The organism is Phocaeicola sp. ICN-14070 (assembly GCF_037892625.1).
GTDB lineage: Bacteria > Bacteroidota > Bacteroidia > Bacteroidales > Bacteroidaceae > Phocaeicola > Phocaeicola plebeius.
Genome location: NZ_JBBKBF010000017.1, coordinates 38,356 through 58,221 on the forward strand (window position 1 = coordinate 38,356; position 19,866 = coordinate 58,221).

15 protein-coding genes and 1 riboswitch are annotated in these 19,866 nt (G+C 41.4%); of the genes, 6 read left to right on the plus strand and 9 right to left on the minus strand.

Features of this window, described 5'->3' with window-relative positions:
- Positions 1–28: 28 nt before the first annotated feature.
- From WKT20_RS06975 to WKT20_RS06985, 3 genes are read left to right on the plus strand one after another with little or no spacing between them, the layout of a single operon-like run.
- A complete protein-coding gene (locus WKT20_RS06975; protein WP_340417084.1) occupies positions 29–4,009 on the plus strand; it encodes a response regulator in 3,981 nt (1,326 codons plus the stop codon).
- A gap of 10 nt (positions 4,010–4,019) precedes the next feature.
- Positions 4,020–4,562 (plus strand): chromate transporter, encoded by a 543-nt coding sequence (locus tag WKT20_RS06980; RefSeq protein WP_007563056.1) that lies wholly within the window; start codon positions 4,020–4,022, stop codon positions 4,560–4,562.
- Between the two features lie 13 nt (positions 4,563–4,575).
- Complete coding sequence (locus WKT20_RS06985) at positions 4,576–5,145, plus strand: chromate transporter (RefSeq protein WP_007563058.1); 570 nt, start codon at positions 4,576–4,578, stop codon at positions 5,143–5,145.
- An 8-nt stretch (positions 5,146–5,153) separates the two neighbouring features.
- Here the strand turns inward: WKT20_RS06985 and WKT20_RS06990 are convergent, their stop codons facing one another.
- The 8 genes from WKT20_RS06990 to WKT20_RS07025 form a co-directional block, all read right to left on the minus strand.
- Complete coding sequence (locus tag WKT20_RS06990) at positions 5,154–5,696, minus strand: IbrB-like domain-containing protein (RefSeq protein WP_340417085.1); 543 nt, start codon at positions 5,694–5,696, stop codon at positions 5,154–5,156.
- The gene (locus tag WKT20_RS06995) at positions 5,687–6,985 is read right to left on the minus strand and encodes a DUF3440 domain-containing protein (protein ID WP_007563062.1); all 1,299 of its coding nucleotides are present in this window, start codon (positions 6,983–6,985) and stop codon (positions 5,687–5,689) included. The genes WKT20_RS06990 and WKT20_RS06995 overlap by 10 nt, the downstream gene beginning before the upstream one ends.
- On the minus strand, positions 6,972–7,379 hold the full coding sequence (locus WKT20_RS07000) for a hypothetical protein (RefSeq protein ID WP_270653427.1): 408 nt from the start codon (positions 7,377–7,379) through the stop codon (positions 6,972–6,974). The genes WKT20_RS06995 and WKT20_RS07000 overlap by 14 nt, the downstream gene beginning before the upstream one ends.
- 75 nt (positions 7,380–7,454) lie before the next feature.
- Positions 7,455–8,468 carry an ABC transporter ATP-binding protein gene (locus WKT20_RS07005; protein ID WP_340417086.1) on the minus strand — a complete coding sequence of 338 codons (1,014 nt, stop codon included), beginning with the start codon at positions 8,466–8,468 and terminating at the stop codon, positions 7,455–7,457.
- On the minus strand, positions 8,468–9,508 hold the full coding sequence (locus tag WKT20_RS07010) for an iron ABC transporter permease (protein ID WP_117700687.1): 1,041 nt from the start codon (positions 9,506–9,508) through the stop codon (positions 8,468–8,470). The genes WKT20_RS07005 and WKT20_RS07010 overlap by 1 nt, the downstream gene beginning before the upstream one ends.
- Entirely contained in the window at positions 9,505–10,641 is a 1,137-nt protein-coding gene (locus tag WKT20_RS07015; RefSeq protein ID WP_340417087.1) for an ABC transporter substrate-binding protein, read from the minus strand. The genes WKT20_RS07010 and WKT20_RS07015 overlap by 4 nt, the downstream gene beginning before the upstream one ends.
- Before the next feature lie 5 nt (positions 10,642–10,646).
- Complete coding sequence (locus tag WKT20_RS07020; protein WP_340417088.1) at positions 10,647–11,762, minus strand: DUF5074 domain-containing protein; 1,116 nt, start codon at positions 11,760–11,762, stop codon at positions 10,647–10,649.
- Positions 11,763–11,774: 12 nt separating this feature from the next.
- Positions 11,775–13,814: a TonB-dependent receptor plug domain-containing protein gene (locus WKT20_RS07025; RefSeq protein WP_445323268.1), complete on the minus strand. Its 2,040-nt coding sequence runs from the start codon at positions 13,812–13,814 to the stop codon at positions 11,775–11,777.
- Between the two features lie 59 nt (positions 13,815–13,873).
- Positions 13,874–14,084: riboswitch (cobalamin riboswitch) on the minus strand.
- A 392-nt stretch (positions 14,085–14,476) separates the two neighbouring features.
- Between WKT20_RS07025 and WKT20_RS07030 the strand changes: the two genes are divergently transcribed.
- Positions 14,477–15,937: a potassium/proton antiporter gene (locus WKT20_RS07030; RefSeq protein ID WP_117700691.1), complete on the plus strand. Its 1,461-nt coding sequence runs from the start codon at positions 14,477–14,479 to the stop codon at positions 15,935–15,937.
- Here WKT20_RS07030 and WKT20_RS07035 read toward each other — a convergent pair.
- Positions 15,934–17,991, minus strand: coding sequence for an RNA degradosome polyphosphate kinase (locus WKT20_RS07035; RefSeq protein ID WP_340417089.1), 2,058 nt, complete (start codon positions 17,989–17,991; stop codon positions 15,934–15,936). The genes WKT20_RS07030 and WKT20_RS07035 overlap by 4 nt on opposite strands.
- A gap of 63 nt (positions 17,992–18,054) precedes the next feature.
- On the opposite strand from WKT20_RS07035, the gene WKT20_RS07040 reads away from it, so the two are divergent.
- Both WKT20_RS07040 and rfbB read left to right on the plus strand, forming a co-directional pair.
- Complete coding sequence (locus WKT20_RS07040; RefSeq protein ID WP_340417090.1) at positions 18,055–18,546, plus strand: metallophosphoesterase family protein; 492 nt, start codon at positions 18,055–18,057, stop codon at positions 18,544–18,546.
- A 63-nt stretch (positions 18,547–18,609) separates the two neighbouring features.
- Positions 18,610–19,749 carry a dTDP-glucose 4,6-dehydratase gene (gene rfbB / locus WKT20_RS07045; protein ID WP_117700694.1) on the plus strand — a complete coding sequence of 380 codons (1,140 nt, stop codon included), beginning with the start codon at positions 18,610–18,612 and terminating at the stop codon, positions 19,747–19,749.
- The last annotated feature ends 117 nt before the right edge of the window (positions 19,750–19,866 follow it).

Sequence of the window (19,866 nt, forward strand, 5' to 3'; positions counted from 1 at the left end):
GAAATTTGCACTTACCAACAAAAGTATTATGCAGAAATTTATCTATCTCATTTTCCTTCTATTATCTGTCATATACACACGTTCAGAGGCACAAGTATTTCAATATATCGGTATCGCAGACGGACTTAGCAGTCGAAGAGTTCTCTCTATTCAACAAGGAGAACACGATTACATATGGATTCTTACTCACAAGGGAATTGACCGTTATAACGGAAAGCAGTTTGCACATTATCCGCTGATTAAAGACGGAACGGTTGTCAACTGTTTCCCTAATCTGAATATTTTAAAAACAGACAAGGAAAAAAAGTTATGGGAAATTGGGAAAGACGGACTGGTTTTCAACTTGAATGAAGCCAGAGACTCCTTTCAACTGGTATTTGATTTACATGAGCAGTTCCCGGAAACTCAAAAGTGCCCGATAACTTGCATCTATCTAGACGATGAAAAGAATATCTGGTTCTGTACAGAAGGATATCAATATCTTTATAATGGAGATACTCAAAAGACGCATAAAATAAGTCAGAAAATCCCCGGTAAAGTAACTTGTATCACACAGGCAAAGGGAAATAAATATTTCATATCCACTGAACAGTTTCTGTATTCAGCAGTCTTAAATAAAGGTCAACTGACAAATGTACAGAGAATCAATATCTCTACCATTAATATTATAGATTACATTTATTATCATAAACCTACAAACAAGCTTATCATCAATGCCCTGCTCGATAAATTGTTTATCTATACCCCAGATAGTGGAGAATTAATAGACATCGGAAAACACCTGAAAGACATTGGAGTTAACACCATCACGCCCAACCGGAAAAACCTGGATGAAGTGTTCATTGCAACCGATGGAGACGGAGTATACAAACTGGATGTCAGAAAAAAGGAACTTTCTCATTTCTTAAAAGAAGACAATGAGAGTTTCAACAAGATGAACGGAAGTATCATCAAGGATATCTATATGGACCAGAGTAACCGTATCTGGAACGTGATTTATCCCATCGGTATTACCGTCTATTCAGAAAAATACCCTAAATACCAATGGCTTAAACATGCACCGAACAGCAGCAACACTTTGTCAAACGACTGTATTAACGGCATCATGGAAGACTCTGATGGAGATATATGGTATGCCACCTGTAACGGAATAAGCTGTTATGACATAAGTGAAAAAAAGTGGAAAAGCTATTGCACAGAGAAGGAACTTCCTCAATATGAGAATCATATCTTCTTGTCCGTATGCGAAATAAGACCGGGAATTATCCTGGCCGGAGGTTATATGTCCGGCATCTTCCGCATAGACAAGAAGGCCGGAACTACAACTTTCCATCAGCAAGGAAAATCGCAGGCACGTGAAACCCCGGACAAATATATCCGCGGACTGATAAAAGATAAAAATGAAGTTATCTGGAGTGGAGGATTCTACAGCCTGAAAAACTTTGATACACGTACGCAGGAAAAACAGGAATACAGTAGCTCCTACCCTATCACGTATCTTTTAGAAAGAAATGAAAATTCTTTCTGGGTAGGAACCATACAAGGATTATATGTATTCGATAAACCGAAACAGCAACTGTATCCTTACATGGAAAAAGAAGACTTTGGCTGTATCAATGCAATCTACAATACTCCCGATTTGAAAAAAACGTATGTCGGCACCTACGGTAACGGGTTGTTTGTCATTGATAATCAAACAAATGAAATCACACACTGCATGGCCAATAACAGCGGCTTGCAAACCAATAATATCTATAGTATTGTTCCTGACAAGAACGGTAATTTGTTTTTAGGAACAGAAAATGGACTGTCTTTCTATAATCTGAAAGAACAGACTTTTACCAACTGGACCCGGGAACAAGGTTTACAAGGAGCTAACTTTAATCCGACTGCCGGAATACATACCCGAAACGGTCAGCTGATTTTTGGAAGCAACGAGGGAGTTATTATCTTGCCCGACAGCCTGGAACTACCTTCAAACTTTTCTAGTCACATGGTATTCTCTAACCTGAATATCATGTACCACCCTGTATACCCGATGGAAAAGAATTCTCCTTTGACAAAAACTCTGGACGAAACCAATTTCATTCAATTGAAATACGACCAGAACACATTCTCAATGGACGTGTCTTCCATCAATTTCGACAATCCATCAAGTATTCTGTATAGTTGGAAACTGGAAGGATTCTACGACCAATGGACTCCTCCCACCAGCAACGGAACCATACGCTATACTAACTTATCGCCAGGTAATTATACTCTAAAAGTGCGATCTATCCTGCTCGATAACCAGCAGATACTGGAAGAAAGAGAAATACAGATTATGGTAGAACGCCCTTTCTGGCTGACTTTCTGGGCCTTTCTGGTATATGCTTTGTTGATTAGTGGAGCAGCCTACACTTTCCTGCGCTACCAGATTATCAAACGTGAGCGGAAAACTTCTGAAGAAAAAATCAATTTCTTTACACATGCCGCACACGATATCCGTACACCGTTGACCATGATTAAGGCTCCTCTGAGTGAAATCATGGAAAAGGAAAACTTAAGTGAAAACGGACAAAAGAATATTAAGCTAGCCATGCAAAGCACCGAGAACCTGGCAGAACTGGCTAATAACCTGATTAACTTTCAGAAAGAAGAACTATACTCTTCACAAACCATCGTGACAGAGCACGAATTAAACCATTACTTAAGCAACTACCTGCTTCAGTTTGAAAGCTTTGCCCGCCAGAAAGACATCAAACTGTCTTACGAAAGTACGTTTGATAGCCTGAATGTATGGATTGATGTAAGTAAAATGGATTCCATCTTACGTAACTTGTTGTCTAATGCCCTGAAATATACCCCGCAAGGAGGGGGTGTATCGCTAAAAGCTGAACACAACAAAAACAACTGGACACTCACCATCTCTGATACTGGCATTGGAATGAACAAAGAAGACCAGAAAAAACTCTTCAAATATTTGTTCAGAGGATACAACACTGCCAACCAGACTACCACTGGATGTGGCATCGGAATGTTGCTGACCTATCGCCTGATTGAAAATCATGAAGGTAAAATCTCATTCAGCAGTACAGAAAACGTAGGAACCACTTTCGTATTGAGTTTCCCCATAAAAAGCAAAAACTATCTGTATAAAAAAGAAGAAAAAGAAGCCACCACGGAGAAGACACAGGCTATAGAAAAAAAGACAACGGAAAGTATTATAACAGATGTACAATTCACCAATGTACAGACAGACGGACAAGCTCCTTTCATTCTTGTGGTAGAAGATAATGTATCTCTGAGATCGTTCATTATGCACAGCCTCTCAGACACCTATCGTGTAGAGGGTGTTGGCAATGGACAAGAAGCCCTTGATTTTGTCCACGAAAAGCAACCGGACTTAATTCTGTCTGATATCATGATGCCAATAATGGATGGCAAAAGAATGTGCCAGATACTGAAAGAACAAATGGAAACTAGCCATATTCCAATTATTCTTCTTACCGCACTCGGCGACAAGGAACATATTCTGGAAGGACTGGAAATTAAAGCCGACCAGTATCTGGTGAAACCTTTTGATATACATATTTTAAAAGCTACCATTCATACCCTTATAGAAAACCGAAGGACGTTACGTGACCGCTTTAAATCGGCCGTAACCGCATTACCGGAAGAAGCTCCTGCCGTGGAATTGCCCACAAGCCTGGACGACGAGTTTATTCAGAAAGTGACCGAACTTGTCAAAGAAGGATTAGGAAAGAACTTCAATGTAGATACCCTGTGCGCTTCAGTTAACATGAGCCGTACCAGCTTCTACAACAAGATTAAAGCTTTAACGGGAATAGCTCCAGCTGAGTTTATCCGTAATATCAGAATGCAAGAAGCTGCCCTAATGTTAAAAAGCCAGCGCTATACGGTAGCCGAGGTTTCAGACAAAATGGGTTTTGCCGACCCCAAATATTTTACGGATACCTTTAAAAAATTTTATGGAGTCCCCCCAAGTATTTACATGAAAAAGAATTAAACGCAATAACATGAATTTCTATTTAAGAGCATTTTTCATCTTCTTCCGAATAGGTCTATTCACCATTGGAGGAGGATATGCCATGGTTCCTTTAATAGAGGCCGACCTGGTAGACAAACGAAAATGGATAAAAAAGGAAGACTTTCTTGACTTGATGGCACTGGCACAAACTGTACCAGGCATCTTTGCCGTCAACATTGCCATCTTTATCGGCTATAAACTGAAAGGATTCTGGGGAGCTTTCTGGATGGCTCTAGGTACCATACTTCCCTCTTTTCTCATCATCCTTGCTATCGCTCTGTTTTTCAGACAATTCCAACATGTAGAAGCTGTAGAACATGTGTTCAAAGGCATCCGCCCCGCAGTAGTAGCCTTAATTGCAGCTCCTACCTTCAAAATGGCAAAATCGGCCCGTATCAACCGATACAATATCTGGATCCCGGTGGTTTCGGCACTACTGATATGGCTTCTCGGTTTTTCGCCTATCTATGTCATCATCCTCAGTGGATTAGGAGGTTACCTTTATGGACGCTACCAAAAGAAATATAACTAAAAGGAGATAAACTATGGTACTTTTATTACTGAAACTATTCTACACGTTTTTCAAAATAGGTTTATTCGGATTCGGGGGAGGTTACGCCATGATTTCCATGATACAAGGAGAGGTAGTCACCCGTTACGAATGGCTCAGTTCGTCCGACTTTACAGACATCATCGCTATCAGCCAGATGACCCCTGGTCCTATTGGTATTAATTCTGCTACCTACGTGGGATACACGGCCATGGTAAATGCCGGCTACTCACACGCAGTCGGCATACTAGGCTCTACGGTGGCCACATTCTCTGTGGTACTACCTTCGTTTATACTCATGATATTTATCAGCCGTTTTTTTCTGAAATATCAACGTCATCCGGCAGTAGAAGCCGTATTTAATGGCCTGCGTCCCGGAGTAGTCGGTCTGCTTGCAGCTGCTGCTCTCGTACTGATGAATGGGGAAAATTTCGGAACAGACACGTACCAAATCATTATCAGCATCCTGCTTTTTATCGGATGCTTCATTGCTTCCAACCGATATAAGGTAAACCCGATTCTGCTGATTGTATGCAGTGGTATCTTAGGCTACGTTATATACTAAAAAGAACTTTACTCTTCACTCTCCGGTAAAATGGACTGGGGAGTGGGGATAGAAAAATCATTGTCTGCAAACAAAGATGCCAACCCCGAAACCTGCTTTAAACGAAGTAATTCATCTTTATCCATTCCTATATTTTTCATAATCCATTTATCCGACATCCCAGCCTGGGCCAGTTCCGCCACAATATTCGTCATTAATCCAATATCATGAGTCCCCCGCGCACGATTATGACGGATGGTAGATCCCATACGGTTAGACAAATCCTTATCAATTACCACTACAGGCAACATCCCTTTCTCACGTTCATAAATTCGCTGAGAGGTTTTCAGCACCTGATAACGATGAAACCCATCTACAATAATATACTTGTCCTTTTCCTTGTCATAATAACATACGCAAGGCATAGTAAATCCATCTTCCCAAATTGACAGTTCCAATAACTTCATTTCTGGGGGCGCCACCACATTCGGATTATAATTATTGGCACACACTTTCTCCACCGGTACGGCTTTTACATGGTAAACCGGACTTGTTTTCTCTTCTATGTCCATATCTTCTTATATTGTTGTAAAATATAATCTTTCATTTTTTTCTCTTCTTTGTTCATGGCAAATCCCATATATTTACATGCATAATCATTACGAAGAATACACAAGCACATACGTTTATAAGTAGGTATTTCCCTGAACTCCGCAATATCAATATCATCCAAATACTCCATCATAACCGGACGCTTGGTCGTCTTGTAGTTACTTTTATTTCTTACCGTTATCGGGATATTCAGCTTTTCAAGTTTTGCTATCGTTTCATCACTCAAACAACCACCTTTCGTTCTCCAGAACTTAATGCTGGTATGCAGCTTGTTTAAATAACCTCTTCGGGTTTCCTCCGGAAGTGTGGAAAGTAGAAATTCCATGAAGGACTTCCAAGTATGCCCCTCCGGTAATTTAATAGAACCGTATCCCATCGCATGGGTACCTCCATAAATAGCAGAAAAATTAACTCCGTTCACACGGCCAATCATCCGTCCCCAAGTATCCGGCTCTATAGCTTTATACAAGCGTAAACTCTCAATGGCCTCACTAATAAAAGGACTGGCCACTCGCTGCCGTTCCAAGCTCACACCTGCATAATAATAAAGGTCATACAGGCGATTGTAATCCCAACCGAATTTTCCATTTGCAGTCCAGATATCAGTCGTTTTCCAATCATAAATGGGATAAAGATTATACACATCATTGGCAATCTTGGAAGTCCACTGATAATTGTGATAAAGCTGTTGCTTCAAACCACCGTAAATGGTACGCCATCGGTTATAGCTTTCTTGAGTTCGTATTCCAACCAGACAAGCTGTACGTACTGCCTTTTTCTTTTCATGCAACCAGGCAGCAAAACGTAGTTGAAACTCATAGTCCCACATATTTTCATGAAAGAAATCAAAATCTTGTGCCCTCAGCACATTTTGAGGAATTTCTCGTACCCAAATATCTCGTACTTTCTCATCCCATGGTCGCCAATAATGCTGATACATGGAAGTACACGTCCTTACTTTAAAAGGAACGCAAACCCGATACACATCAAGAATATCTTTATTCTTCTCCAAAATACGATTAACAAACTCAATGGTATGGTCATACTGCACTTCATAATCCATAAAAAAGACACCAAGCTTTATATTCAGTTGATGCCGACGTATATAATCAATACATAAATTAAGCAGCACACCACTGTCCTTTCCTCCAGAAAACGACACGTAAATGTTATCAAATTCTTTAAAAAGAACAGCCAAACGCTCTTGTGTCAGTTCATAGACATTTTTCGGTTTTTCATTCGTTTTCATGCTTCTTCCTCATTTTAAGATACAAGCTCCACGCACGTTCTATTTCAAATCCGTGTGTACGGAAATATGATTCATGAGGTTTCTGAACAACAGCCTCCACGTCCCTTTCTTCTCCCAAGAAATCATTATCCACAGCCTTCAATAAGCTCACAAAAACATCTTCATCGTCATTACTGACATAATAGTTATTGATTACCAAAGATTTTTTCCGTACCTCTACAGGAAAAAAACCGACTACCTGATTAGCATAAAATGCCACAAACCAAATAAATGATTCATTGGTTTTAAAGGGATAATTATGATTATACTTAATAATTTCCGGATTCATCACCAACGGGGCTATGCAACTGTACAGTTCAGGAGATGTGCCGGCCATTTTTATCACGGCTATCATATATCTATTGTTTTCGTTTCAACTATGTCAAGCAAAAATAACAAATATCTTTCAAATAAGCTTATTCACTAATAATTATATATCATGAAGTAATGCCTCAAAGGTAGAAAAACATGTAGTTCGTCCGTTTTCATCTGTATAAAGAAGCATATCGGGTGCTTGCACATCCAGTAAAGGCAGCTTCTGAGCGGAAGAACAAGTATCCAGACAAAAATAATGATGACGGTTCAAAGCATTCTGCGCCCAATGACGTAGCACTTCATCTTTCGCCTTTAAAACAATAGATTTCTCCCCCGACACCTCAGGAGAAAAGCCACCATGCATCAAATCAAACTTAATCCGGGCATGATTGGCAAACAATGTATCCATCCGGTTGTTCAATATCAGATCTTCCGTCACGCCACATTCCAACCCTCCGGTTGAAGAAAGAAGCCAAAGACGATCAGACAAAACCAACGCCTGTTCAATATCATGAGTAGACAGAAGAATAGCCCTCTTTTCCTCTATGGCCAGACGATGCAGAAGATTCATGATTTCAATACGGCTTACCACATCTAAAAAAGCAGTCGGTTCATCCAACAATATCAACGGACATTCCTGCACCAGCGCTTTTGCAATCATCACTTTCTGTCGTTCTCCGTCAGAAAGTTCAGCCATATAACATCGTGCCTTATGTGCTATCTCTACGGCTTGCAGTGCATGTTCTACCAACTGCTTGTCGGTCTTATCCAAACGTCCGAAAAATCCTGTATAAGGCTGTCGTCCCAAGGCGACCAGTTCATATACTGTCAACCCTCCTGCTTGCGTACGGTCTGTCAATACGACCCCTATGGTTCTTGACAACTCACGTTCGGAGTAGGCAGACAAATCACGCCCCAATAGTTTCAAGTCGCCAGATAAAGACGGTTGAGCAGCCGCCAAAGTGCGAAGCAAGGTAGATTTACCTGCTCCATTCGCTCCCAGTAGGCATGTCAATTCCCCACGAAAAAGCTGAAAATTCAGACCGGAATGTACTTCCGTCCGCTTCTTCCCTACCTGATAACCGATTGTCAGGTTACGACCCTCTACCACGATTTCCGATTGATTCATCAGTTAAAGTATTGAATTCGACGTTGATTGATAATGACATAAATGATGACCGGCGCCCCCAAGATTGGAGTTACGGCATTCAGCGGTATTACCCCCGACTCTCCCGGAAGGACGCAAATCAAGTTACACAGCAATGCCAATGCTCCTCCGGCAAGCAGCGTAACAGGCATCAGCGAATTATGGTTGGAGGTACCCAGCATCAAACGAGCCAGATGAGGAACTGCCAGACCGATAAAAGATATAGGGCCACAGAATGAAGTCGTTACCGCAGTCAGCAATCCGGTAGCCAACAATAAGAAGTTACGTACCCGGCGAATATTCACTCCCAGATTTTCGGCATAGCGCGGCCCCAAAAGCAAGGCATTCAAAGGCTTAATAAGCATAACTGCTACTAACAAGCCTACCACAGTCAGCAACGAAAAGGCCGGAAGCTGCTCCAAAGAAACTCCACCAAAGTTTCCCATTCCCCACACCATATACGAGTGGACTCCTTCTGCCGTAGCAAAGAAATTCAACAAAGAAATCAGTGAAGAAGTAATATAGCCTATCATGATACCGGCTATGAGCAGCATTACATTACTTTTTATCAAAGAGGATAAAAACAATACCAAAGCCAACACAGCTACAGCACCCAAAAATGCACCTAATATGACAGAAAAAAATCCGGAAAGTGTAAACACACCTGTGGCAATGGTTCCTCCTCCGGCAAGCATCACAAGTGCGACTCCCAAGCTGGCTCCTGAACTGATTCCTAAAATAGAAGAATCGGCCAATGGGTTACTGAAAACCGTCTGCAACATCAGTCCGGAAGCCGACAAGGCTGCTCCACAAAGCAAAGCCGTGATGCATTGAGGAAAACGCGATTCCCACACGATAAACGTCCAGCTTGCCTTTTCAGCCTCTTCTCCACTTAAAATACGCAGCACTTCCTGCGCCGGAATATCTACCGAACCTAAAAATAAATTGGCTACCACTAAAAGCGCTATCAAAAGAGCCAGGGTGCCGAATATTACGTAATGTTTTTTATCAGAATGTATCATTCCGCTAAATTACTAAAATATTTCGGTTCATAACCTTCAAGCAACTCGGGATGGAATATTTTTACCATATCTTTCAACAATATCTCCGGATGAAAAGGGGATTCTTCATAAAAAGGTATCCGATAGGTGTTACATCCATAAATCCGACGTTCGCGGAATGCCTTGAAACGAGTATAAAGCGAGTAGTCCTTCTGAAGTTCCTTATAGGTCTTATCTTGTGGCTGATTGTATTTTATCAACCAGAAATCGGCATGTTCTCCTTTGTCGAAAACGGCTTCAAAAGCCATCGGCACAGAACCACTGTTCGGCAATTCTGCAAAAACATAATCTGCTCCGGCATCTGCATACAAGCGTCCTGTAGTACTCTGTCCTCCGGCAATATACCATGCAGAGCCATACTTCAAATCACTTAATACCGTAGGACGGGAGGTAGCCTGTGCCGCCAAATCTTTTACTGCCAGGTATTCTTTTTCTATCTGTGCAAAAAGTGAATCTCCCCGCTGTTCCTGCCCTACCAGCAATCCGTAAAAGCGCAGCCATTCTGCACGCCCTAACGGGGAGGTTTCCATGTAATCCGCACATTCGATTACGGGTACTCCCAACTTTCCTACCCGACCGTATCCTCCGCTGTTCTCAAACGGGGAAAGCATGATAGCATCCGGACGAAGGTCGATAATTTTCTCAATATCCGGATTCATTCCGTTTCCGCAATCTACAATTTCTCCATTCCGGCATCCATTCTGTACCTCCGGCATCTTGAAATATTCCAGATTGCAGACTCCCCTGATACTTTTGGCCTGTCCCAATTCTTTCAACACACTTCCATGCACCACAGAATACACCACAGCCCGTTCCAACGGAACCCGTACGACAGTCCCCTCAGGCAGATTCTCCGGAACCGGCTGAGTCTTATCAGTCAACAGATAAGTATGCAATATTTTCAATGTATCCCATGGGTTACGGATAGAAACCATGGTATAATCAGAGAACTTTACCACAGACAAGTTAGTGGCATACCTCATTTTCAGGGTATCTCCTTCCTCCTGAACGGAAGAAGTCTTGCTTCCTCCGCCGCAGGCAGAGAGAAGCAAGACTGTAATTACTATATGGGCAGATAGTAAAATTTGTTTCATAAAAATCAATCAATGAAAACCATTGTTTTAGGGTTCTGACCACCACAATCAAACTTTTCTACAAAGTTACCGTTACGGTCAAAACGATACATCGTACCATTTGAGTTCGAATAGAATGTCACTCCAATATAAATATCTCCCTTCTCATCATCCACACTCATCATGTATACACTTGATGTAGCCAGTTCTGCCGGTGCATTTTTCAGGAAAGAAGATGAATTTACCGTAGCAGTCTTAATATTATAAGAGAAGAATGTATTGTTCGTACTTGTTTCAGGCCAATTAGAATAATCTGTTTCCGAATTTACAAAATACACCATATCATCTCCTACAGCCATATTAGTAGCAACTCCTAACGAAGTCTGCTTATTACCATTCTGCGGCTCTATCATCTGAGCAGAATATCCTTTATCCGCATAATTTCCCCAAGAAATCAAGAAAATTTTTCCATCTTCTTCCAACACTTGATTCGGGTTAATATCAACAGTTAAAGTCGTTTCTAACTGCATGTTATCTGCATTAATGACAAACAACTCTTTCTGATACTGATTCCCGGCATCATTCTTTAAATATGAATTAGCCACGTACAACTTGCCATCACATTCTGCAATACCTTCCAAGTTATTTCCCCCGGTAAATGTAGCTACCACCTTCAGGGTATTTGCATCCAGTTTCGTCACTTGACCACCATATTGCGTCATATAAATATACCCGTCATCAGCTGCCAAATAACGAGGAGCTCCCTCTGATTCTGGAATTGTATAGCGCTGTTTCTCTACTCCAGCCGTATTCATCCGAACCAAATATCTTGAACCTGCAATAATTGCATAAAGGTCATTATTATATTCAATCATGGACTGTCCTGTATCACCTAATTTAGCCTGATTCTGAGTATAAAAAATATCATTAATAAATTCGGCATCTTTATCCGGTGCATAAAAAGACAATGTTGCATTGTTATACCCCATGGTACCTTCATTCAGAATAAATGCCCGATGAGTAGGAAGGGTAACCTTAGAACCACTGTCATCAAATAACTCTTCATCTTCGCTACAAGCTACCAGTGACGCTCCTAATGTCACCATGCAGCACAAACTGAAAAATAATTTTCTAAATTGCATAAATATTTAAATTTAAAAATGAATAGCAGCTGTTATTTTCCATGAACGCCCTGGCATTGGATAATACTTTATTACCTCATATTGCTCATTCATGAAATTAATTAAATCTGCCTGTAGTCTTAAACGACAGGTCTTAAATGAAAATTGCCGAGAAAGAGTTAGCGTTTGTTCCACATATCCTTCAATCTCATTCTCTGGAATATTCTGTGAGAAGTAATATCTTTTTCCGACTCCAATCAAACTATATCCTAATTTTACCCATGGAGTTTCCAAAATGACGGAACCGTTCCCATTATGTTCTGGCGTATAAGGCAATTGATCCTTATAATTTTTAGCATTCGGGTCAGTCAAATCAACAGCCTTTTGCCATGTATAACTTCCTGATACATATGCTTTAAACAATTCACCTAAAGGAATACCCATAGAAAGAGTAATATCCACTCCCCATATATGAGTTTTCCCATAATTCGCCATTCTCCATACATAAGTAGAAGGAAAAGCCACTATCTTGTCTGTTACCTGATTGAAGTACACATCTCCTGTAAATGTCAAATAGTCCCATACAGAGTTCCTTTTGGCCCCCCACGTTACGCCTATGTTATATTCCTTTGCTTTTTCCGGACGAAGAGAACGATTTCCTAAACGATAATAATACAAGTCGTTAAAGGTTGGGGTACGAAAAGTACTTTTATACATAGCCCTTAAAAAGAAATCTTGTTCACTGAAAGGTTTCCAATTCACCGAAAAAGAAGGGGATAATTTCTTCAAATCATCCGGCTTTTCTCCACTCTCCACATGTTCCTTTATATATGTATTTATCAAGGAAGCATCCATTTGCACACCATCCAATTGATAGCGAGCATGTAAGGCTGTCAAAGAAGTCACACGAGTGGGAAACGGACAATCCGGTAAATTGCTATCCAGTGTATTCACTGCTAAATCTTGAGCCAATGATACGGAAAAGCCCTGAAACGGTCGATACAAAACAGCTCCTGAGGCATAATATTCATGCTGGGTATAATGATCTGTGGAAACTCCCCCCTCATATTGTGCCCCCTTATCCTGGTATTTATTCCAGGCATAATTGTATTTAGCCAATGCCTGTAATGACCATTTCTCAGCTATTTTATCCTGATATTTTGCTTGCACAAAAGCATTCTTATCCCAAAGGCGTTCATTTGAAACAGGATTATACAAAATCACAGCTCCCGGTAATCCACGTTCTGACTGATAATAGTATGCCTTAACATTCAATTTTTTATCTTCCTTAAATTCATGAACAAGATTCCATTCCGTATGCCAGGAATCCACTTCCGAATTCGTTCTTTTCTCTGTCTGAGTATATTTCCCATTTTTCAGCAAAAAAGGATACTGTCCATCCGAACGTAAATAGTCTCCGTCAACAGACAAGACCGTCTTTTCGCCTAGCTGTTGTCCATATCGAAAATAAGGATTAACCAGTCCAAAAGAACCGCTTTTTACCTGAAACAACAATTGCCATTTTCTATCCTCCAGAAACTCGGGACGAGATGTTTCAATATTCAAGACTCCAGCCGAAGCATACAGTCTGGCAGACTGAAGCATATCTTCATTCTGACCTACACTTAACGATAAAGACTCTACGTTGTCTAAAGAAAAACGCCCTATATCTATCTGTCCAGCCTGACAATTGCTTACCGCAACTCCATCATAACTAATTGCAGTATGGGCAGCTCCCATATTTCGAACGGAAACTGTTTTCAATCCTCCCGTACCTCCATAATCACGCACATCAGTGCCTGCAAAACGCCTTACCGCATCTGCCATATTCTGAATACCCAGATCTTCCATCATGTCTTTTCCCAAACGCTGCACGGGAACAACTGAAGATATTTTATTCATCGTCTTCTTCCCACTCACCGTCACATCCGGAATCTGGTGCACCTTTCCTGTAATACTATCAGAGTCCGCATGTTGGGCATAAATAATATCTACACCTGCAAACAAGCAAAGACACATAGCTATAAGAAAGCGACAGCCGACAGTAATAGCCAGTTTCTTCAATCTGTTCATTTAAGTTTTAATTGTAATTCTACATTACGCACGTTCTTGCCATTCTTTCCTCGAGAATGCAAGCATGACTTTGTTTTGCAGGTCTTCTGACTTACTCCCGTTTGTCTTGCCTTCCCATCTTCATTTAAAAGACAGTGGCCTTGCAGAGGGTAGACAAACGTAAATGTCTGGAGCTTACAGCAGCGGGACTGTCCGGGACTTTCACCCGATTCCCTTTTCATCCGCGATTTCGCCAAACCGGAAATCAATACGGAACAAAACATTGCAAATATACATTTTTCCTTGAAAACAAAAATAAATTTCTATAGAATTATAGTACCATTCCACAAACAAGTATAAATTGCCCTACATATTCCTAATTTTCTCCTCATACATTCTACAAAACGTAGGAAAAAGTTCTCTGTTTCACAGTGCGAGATTTATATCCCACAGTGTGAAATATGTATCCCACACTATGGTTTTTGTATTTCACAGTGTGAAACAGAGAATTTGTCGTAGAATTTTCCACTTTTAGCAAGTACATACTGAAAAAGTACTACAGAAGAGACAATAGATTCACAAAAATCTTTACAAAAAGCATTTGCCTGCCAAACATTTTCTTACCTTTGAACATTATAATACATATACAACATTCACATTACTTTATTTATTATTACATAATCATGATTTTTACAGCTGAAAACATACTGATGATTGGCTCCATCCTTATTTTTTCCAGCATTCTCATCAGTAAAACCGGATACCGGTTTGGTATTCCCACTCTTCTACTTTTCCTGATAGTAGGAATGTGTTTTGGCAGTGACGGACTCGGACTGCAATTCAACAGTGCTTCAGACGCGCAATTCATTGGAATGATGGCACTAAGTATTATCCTGTTTTCCGGAGGTATGGATACCAAATACAACGAAATCAAACCCATCCTTACTCCCGGTATTGTACTGTCAACTGCCGGTGTATTGCTTACAACCTTGCTGACCGGTATATTTATATTCTATATTTCCGACTGGAACCGAACCAACATAGAATTAACCCTGCTTAGTTCCTTGCTGCTTGCCGCTACCATGTCGTCTACAGACTCTGCTTCTGTGTTCAACCTACTCCGCTCCCAGCGCATGAACTTGAAACAGAATCTACGCCCCATGCTAGAATTGGAGAGTGGAAGTAACGACCCGATGGCCTACATGCTGACCATCGTACTGATACAAGTGATTTCAAGTGGAAGTAATCCTGATTTTCTACTGATTACCAAAGACCTGCTCGTGCAGTTCTTCTTCGGTGGAGTCATCGGTTACGCCATGGGACGATTCAGCGTATGGCTGATAAACCGCATCAACCTGTCCAACAGTTCGCTTTACTCAATCCTCTTGTTGAGCCTGGTATTCATTACCTTCACCATTACGGACCTGCTGAAAGGAAATGCCTATCTGGCTGTCTACATCATGGGAGTCATTCTTGGAAACACCCGACTGGCTTTCCGAAAAGAAATCAATACCTTTATGAGCGGACTGACCTGGCTTTTCCAAATTATCATGTTCCTTACTTTAGGACTACTGGTCAACCCACACGAAATGCTCGATATCGCAGCGGTAGCCTTACTGATTGGTGTGTTTATGATTCTCGTTGCCCGTCCGCTCAGCGTATTCCTCTGCCTGCTACCTTTCCGTAACATTACGAATAAAGGCAGACTGTTTGTTTCGTGGGTGGGACTGAGAGGAGCTACCCCCATCATTTTTGCGACTTATCCGGTATTGGCACAGATTGAAGGTTCGCAGCAATTGTTCAACATTGTATTCTTCATCACGCTTCTGTCTTTGGTCATTCAGGGGATGACCATTACAAAGGCGGCAAAAATCCTGCAGCTGGACTTGCCCGCACCTAAAGAAGGGAATGAATTTGGAGTGGAACTGCCGGAAGAAATCGACACCCGCCTGAATGACCTCACCCTGACAGCCGAAATGCTGGAAAATAAAAACAGACTGGCCGAAATGCAGATTCCCAAAGGAACGTTGGTTATGCTCGTGAAACGTGGCAGTGAGTTCCTGATTCCCAACGGACAAATGGAATTGAAACCAGGAGACAAATTACTGCTTATATCAGAAAACAAAAACAAGTCGGCTGATTAGTTCTCAGCCAACTTGTTTTTCAAATATTCATAAAAATCGTACTGCGCGCGCACATCATCGTTACCCGGTTTTCTTTTAAAGATATTCCGCAACTGATTATCTACCCAACATGCTTTCCGATTGGCCGATAACTGGAGTTCCAGCATGTCTGTCAATTCCCGACGAAGTCTGCCGTCGAGAATAGGAGTTACCGCCTCGATACGACGATACAAATTACGACGCATCCAGTCGGGCGAACCGATAAAAACTAACGGATCACCTCCATTCCCAAAGTACCACACGCGGGCATGCTCCAAAAAACTATCCACGATACGGGTAACCCGAATATTCCGACTAAACGATTCTCCCGGAACCAGACAGCAGATTCCTCTTACAATCAAATCAATCTGCACCCCTGCCTCACTGGCACGATACAGCTCATCTATCATAGCCGTATCCTGCAAGGCATTCATCTTCAAAATAATCCGACCAGGCTTTCCTTCTTTTACAAAATCAATTTCCTGTTGAATCAGAGCTTTTAATTCCGGAAGCAGATTGAACCGTGCTATCAACAGGCGTTTGAAACGAGGCTCTGTCACTTCTTTCCGCAAGACCTTAAACAGGGTACACATGTCGTCCACTATCTGCTTGTTGCAAGTATACAAAGCTATGTCTGCATAAATTTTTGCTGTCTTCTCATTAAAATTACCCGTACTGACATACGCGTAGCTTCTTAACCGTTCTCCCTTGTCATTCTTCCGGAGAATCAATGCAACCTTGGCATGTACTTTCAGTCCCGGAATGCTGAATATAATGTCAATCCCCGCCTTCCGCATCAATTCGGCCGTAGCTAGGTTATTCTCTTCATCAAAACGGGCTTTCAGTTCCACAAACACCGTGACATGTTTCCCGTTTCGTGCGGCAGCAATCAAGGCATTAATCACTTCCGAATGTTCCGCCACACGATACTGCGTAATCATGATTTCACGACAAAATGGATCGTGAACGGCTTCATACAGAAAATGAATGAAATGTTCAAAACTGTGATACGGATAATAAAGCAGCATATCCCGTTTGGCTATCCGGCGATACATAAAGTGTTTTTCGTTCATCCCGGGCAAGAACATCGGCTGCGGCTTGACGATGGCCGGAATATCTGGATTCGGATTGGGAAGGGACGCCAAGTCTTCCAGATTCAGATGCTTATCACCCGGCACAAGCTCTTCCCGGTTAATTCCCAGCGCTTCTACCAGGGCATCCAGAAAATCATCCGGCATTTTCCGGTCATACACAAAACGGCAGATGGCCCCAATCTTACGTTTCTTCACCTTCTCCTTCAATTTTTCCACCATGCTCTCAGCAGGTACATCATCTACAAACACATCAGCATCACGTGAAATCTTACAACAATAACTGCATTCTACCTTGTAGCCAATAAACACCTCTTTCAAATTGGCCTTAATTATATCCTCCAGAAACATGAGGTAATAATATCCCTCATGCGAAGGAAGCTGCACAAAGCGGGGCACCTTACTATAAGGCATTTTTATAATATAATATTCCGGCTTCTCCTGCGCATCTTTCCATACCCTTACAGCCAGATACAAACGTCTGTCCCTCAAGAAAAAGCGCACATTATCCGGATCGATTTTCACCGGCTGAATGTAGGGAAACACTTCTTCCATAAAAAAGCGATGCACAAACTCCTTATGAAAATCCTCCACCTCGCTTTTACTCTGGTAAAACACCACATGATTACGTCGTAATGCCGGAAGAATCTTTTCTTCATAGATGCGTACACGGTCTTCCAACTGACGGTTCACCGTATCCGTAATCTGCCGAATCAGATTATGAGCTTCCTCCACAGTCATGTCTTCACTCTTACCTCCAGATGCTACCGCTTTATGTTCCGCCACACGAACCTGATAAAACTCTTCAAGATTCGACGAATAAATAGCTATGAAATTAATTCTTTCGAACAGAGGAAGCGTATCATCATCTGCCTCCAGCAATACGCGGTGATTAAATGACAACCAGCTTATATCTCGGTTGAAATAATTATAGTGTTTTTCCATATACTGAAATCATTCAAGGTTTTTTCAAATGTAGTATCTTTGCCGGACAAAAGCAAAAGAAAAATGAAAAGAATCGGACTCTTATCGGATACCCACAGCTACTGGGACAAACGTTACCTGAAATATTTCGAAAATTGTGACGAAATATGGCATGCCGGCGACATCGGTTCATTGGAGGTAGCCGAACGTCTGGCGGATTTTCGTCCACTGAGAGCTGTCTATGGCAACATCGACGGACAAGACTTGCGTATACGCTTCCCAGAAATCAACCGTTTCCAACTGGAAGGTACCGACATACTCATCAAACACATCGGAGGTTATCCTGGAAAGTATGATTCTTCCATTCGGGAAACACTTATGATACATCCCCCAAAGCTGTTTATCAGTGGCCATTCACACATTCTAAAAGTTAAATACGACCGCAACCTGGGGTTACTCAATATCAACCCGGGAGCTGCCGGAAAATATGGTTTTCATCGGGTACGCACACTTGTACGATTCAACATAGAAAACGGAAATTTCTCTGACCTGGAGGTAATTGAATTGAATGATTAAAACAAAAAAGTCTTGTCACATCCAAAAAACTTTCCGAAATTTGCATTCAAAATAAAACTCTATATGAAAACTTATCTAGTTACTGGAGCTGCCGGATTCATCGGAGCCAATTATATAAAATATATTCTGGGCAAACATGACGACATCAAGATTGTAATTCTCGACGCTTTGACATATGCCGGGAACCTGGAAACAATCTCACAGGACATCGACAACGAACGTTGCTTCTTTGTAAAAGGAAATATCTGTGACCGTAATTTGGCCGACCAGTTATTTGCTGACTACAAGTTTGATTACATCGTAAACTTTGCAGCTGAAAGTCATGTGGACCGCAGCATCGAAAATCCGCAATTATTCTTACAGACCAACATTTTGGGAACACAGAACCTACTGGATGCAGCCCGTCGTGCATGGGTCACAGGAAAAGATGAAAACGGCTATCCTACCTGGAAAAAAGGCGTTCGATTCCACCAGGTTTCTACTGATGAAGTATATGGTTCTTTAGGGACAGAAGGATATTTCACCGAAGAAACTCCGCTTTGTCCGCACAGTCCGTACAGCGCCTCAAAAACCAGTGCTGATTTAATCGTAATGGCTTACCGTGACACCTATAAAATGCCTGTCACTATCAGCCGCTGCTCCAACAACTACGGACCATACCATTTCCCTGAAAAACTGATTCCTCTCATTATCAAGAACATTCTGGAAGGAAAACGTCTGCCTGTATATGGAGACGGTACCAACGTACGCGACTGGCTCTACGTGGAAGATCATTGTAAAGCTATCGACATGATTATCCATAACGGAAAGGATGGTGAAATTTATAATGTAGGAGGTCATAACGAAAAACAGAATATTGAAATCGTTAAACTGACCATTGCAACCATTCATCAAATAATGACCGAGCAACCGGAATACCGGAATATACTTAAAAAGAAGGAAATGACTCCTGACGGACAAATCAGCATTGACTGGATTAACGATTCGCTGATTACTTTTGTCAAGGACAGACTCGGACATGACCAGCGTTATGCCATTGACCCGACCAAAATCACCCGCGAGCTCGGATGGACACCTGAAACAAAATTTGAAGATGGTATTGTAAAAACAATCCGATGGTATCTTGACAACCAGAAATGGGTGAAAAATGTAACCAGCGGAGAATATCAGAACTACTACGAGAATATGTACAAGAATCGCTAAATAACCTTTCTTTACATTACATAATAGAATGTCATTCCGGAAAGAAATTTCCAGAATGACATTTTTCATTTCCACCAATCCCTTTTCACTTTATCAGCAAGCAAAAAGAAATAAAAA

Excerpts from the sequence above, each read along its gene's own strand:
- WKT20_RS06975 (WP_340417084.1), top strand. The coding sequence starts at position 29 with ATGCAGAAATTTATCTATCTCATTTTCCTTCTATTATCTGTCATATAC.
- WKT20_RS06980 (WP_007563056.1), top strand. The coding sequence starts at position 4,020 with ATGAATTTCTATTTAAGAGCATTTTTCATCTTCTTCCGAATAGGTCTA.
- WKT20_RS06985 (WP_007563058.1), top strand. The coding sequence starts at position 4,576 with ATGGTACTTTTATTACTGAAACTATTCTACACGTTTTTCAAAATAGGT.
- WKT20_RS06990 (WP_340417085.1), bottom strand. The coding sequence starts at position 5,696 with ATGGACATAGAAGAGAAAACAAGTCCGGTTTACCATGTAAAAGCCGTA.
- WKT20_RS06995 (WP_007563062.1), bottom strand. The coding sequence starts at position 6,985 with ATGAAAACGAATGAAAAACCGAAAAATGTCTATGAACTGACACAAGAG.
- WKT20_RS07000 (WP_270653427.1), bottom strand. The coding sequence starts at position 7,379 with ATGATAGCCGTGATAAAAATGGCCGGCACATCTCCTGAACTGTACAGT.
- WKT20_RS07005 (WP_340417086.1), bottom strand. The coding sequence starts at position 8,468 with ATGAATCAATCGGAAATCGTGGTAGAGGGTCGTAACCTGACAATCGGT.
- WKT20_RS07010 (WP_117700687.1), bottom strand. The coding sequence starts at position 9,508 with ATGATACATTCTGATAAAAAACATTACGTAATATTCGGCACCCTGGCT.
- WKT20_RS07015 (WP_340417087.1), bottom strand. The coding sequence starts at position 10,641 with ATGAAACAAATTTTACTATCTGCCCATATAGTAATTACAGTCTTGCTT.
- WKT20_RS07020 (WP_340417088.1), bottom strand. The coding sequence starts at position 11,762 with ATGCAATTTAGAAAATTATTTTTCAGTTTGTGCTGCATGGTGACATTA.
- WKT20_RS07025 (WP_445323268.1), bottom strand. The coding sequence starts at position 13,814 with ATGAACAGATTGAAGAAACTGGCTATTACTGTCGGCTGTCGCTTTCTT.
- WKT20_RS07030 (WP_117700691.1), top strand. The coding sequence starts at position 14,477 with ATGATTTTTACAGCTGAAAACATACTGATGATTGGCTCCATCCTTATT.
- WKT20_RS07035 (WP_340417089.1), bottom strand. The coding sequence starts at position 17,991 with ATGGAAAAACACTATAATTATTTCAACCGAGATATAAGCTGGTTGTCA.
- WKT20_RS07040 (WP_340417090.1), top strand. The coding sequence starts at position 18,055 with ATGAAAAGAATCGGACTCTTATCGGATACCCACAGCTACTGGGACAAA.
- rfbB (WP_117700694.1), top strand. The coding sequence starts at position 18,610 with ATGAAAACTTATCTAGTTACTGGAGCTGCCGGATTCATCGGAGCCAAT.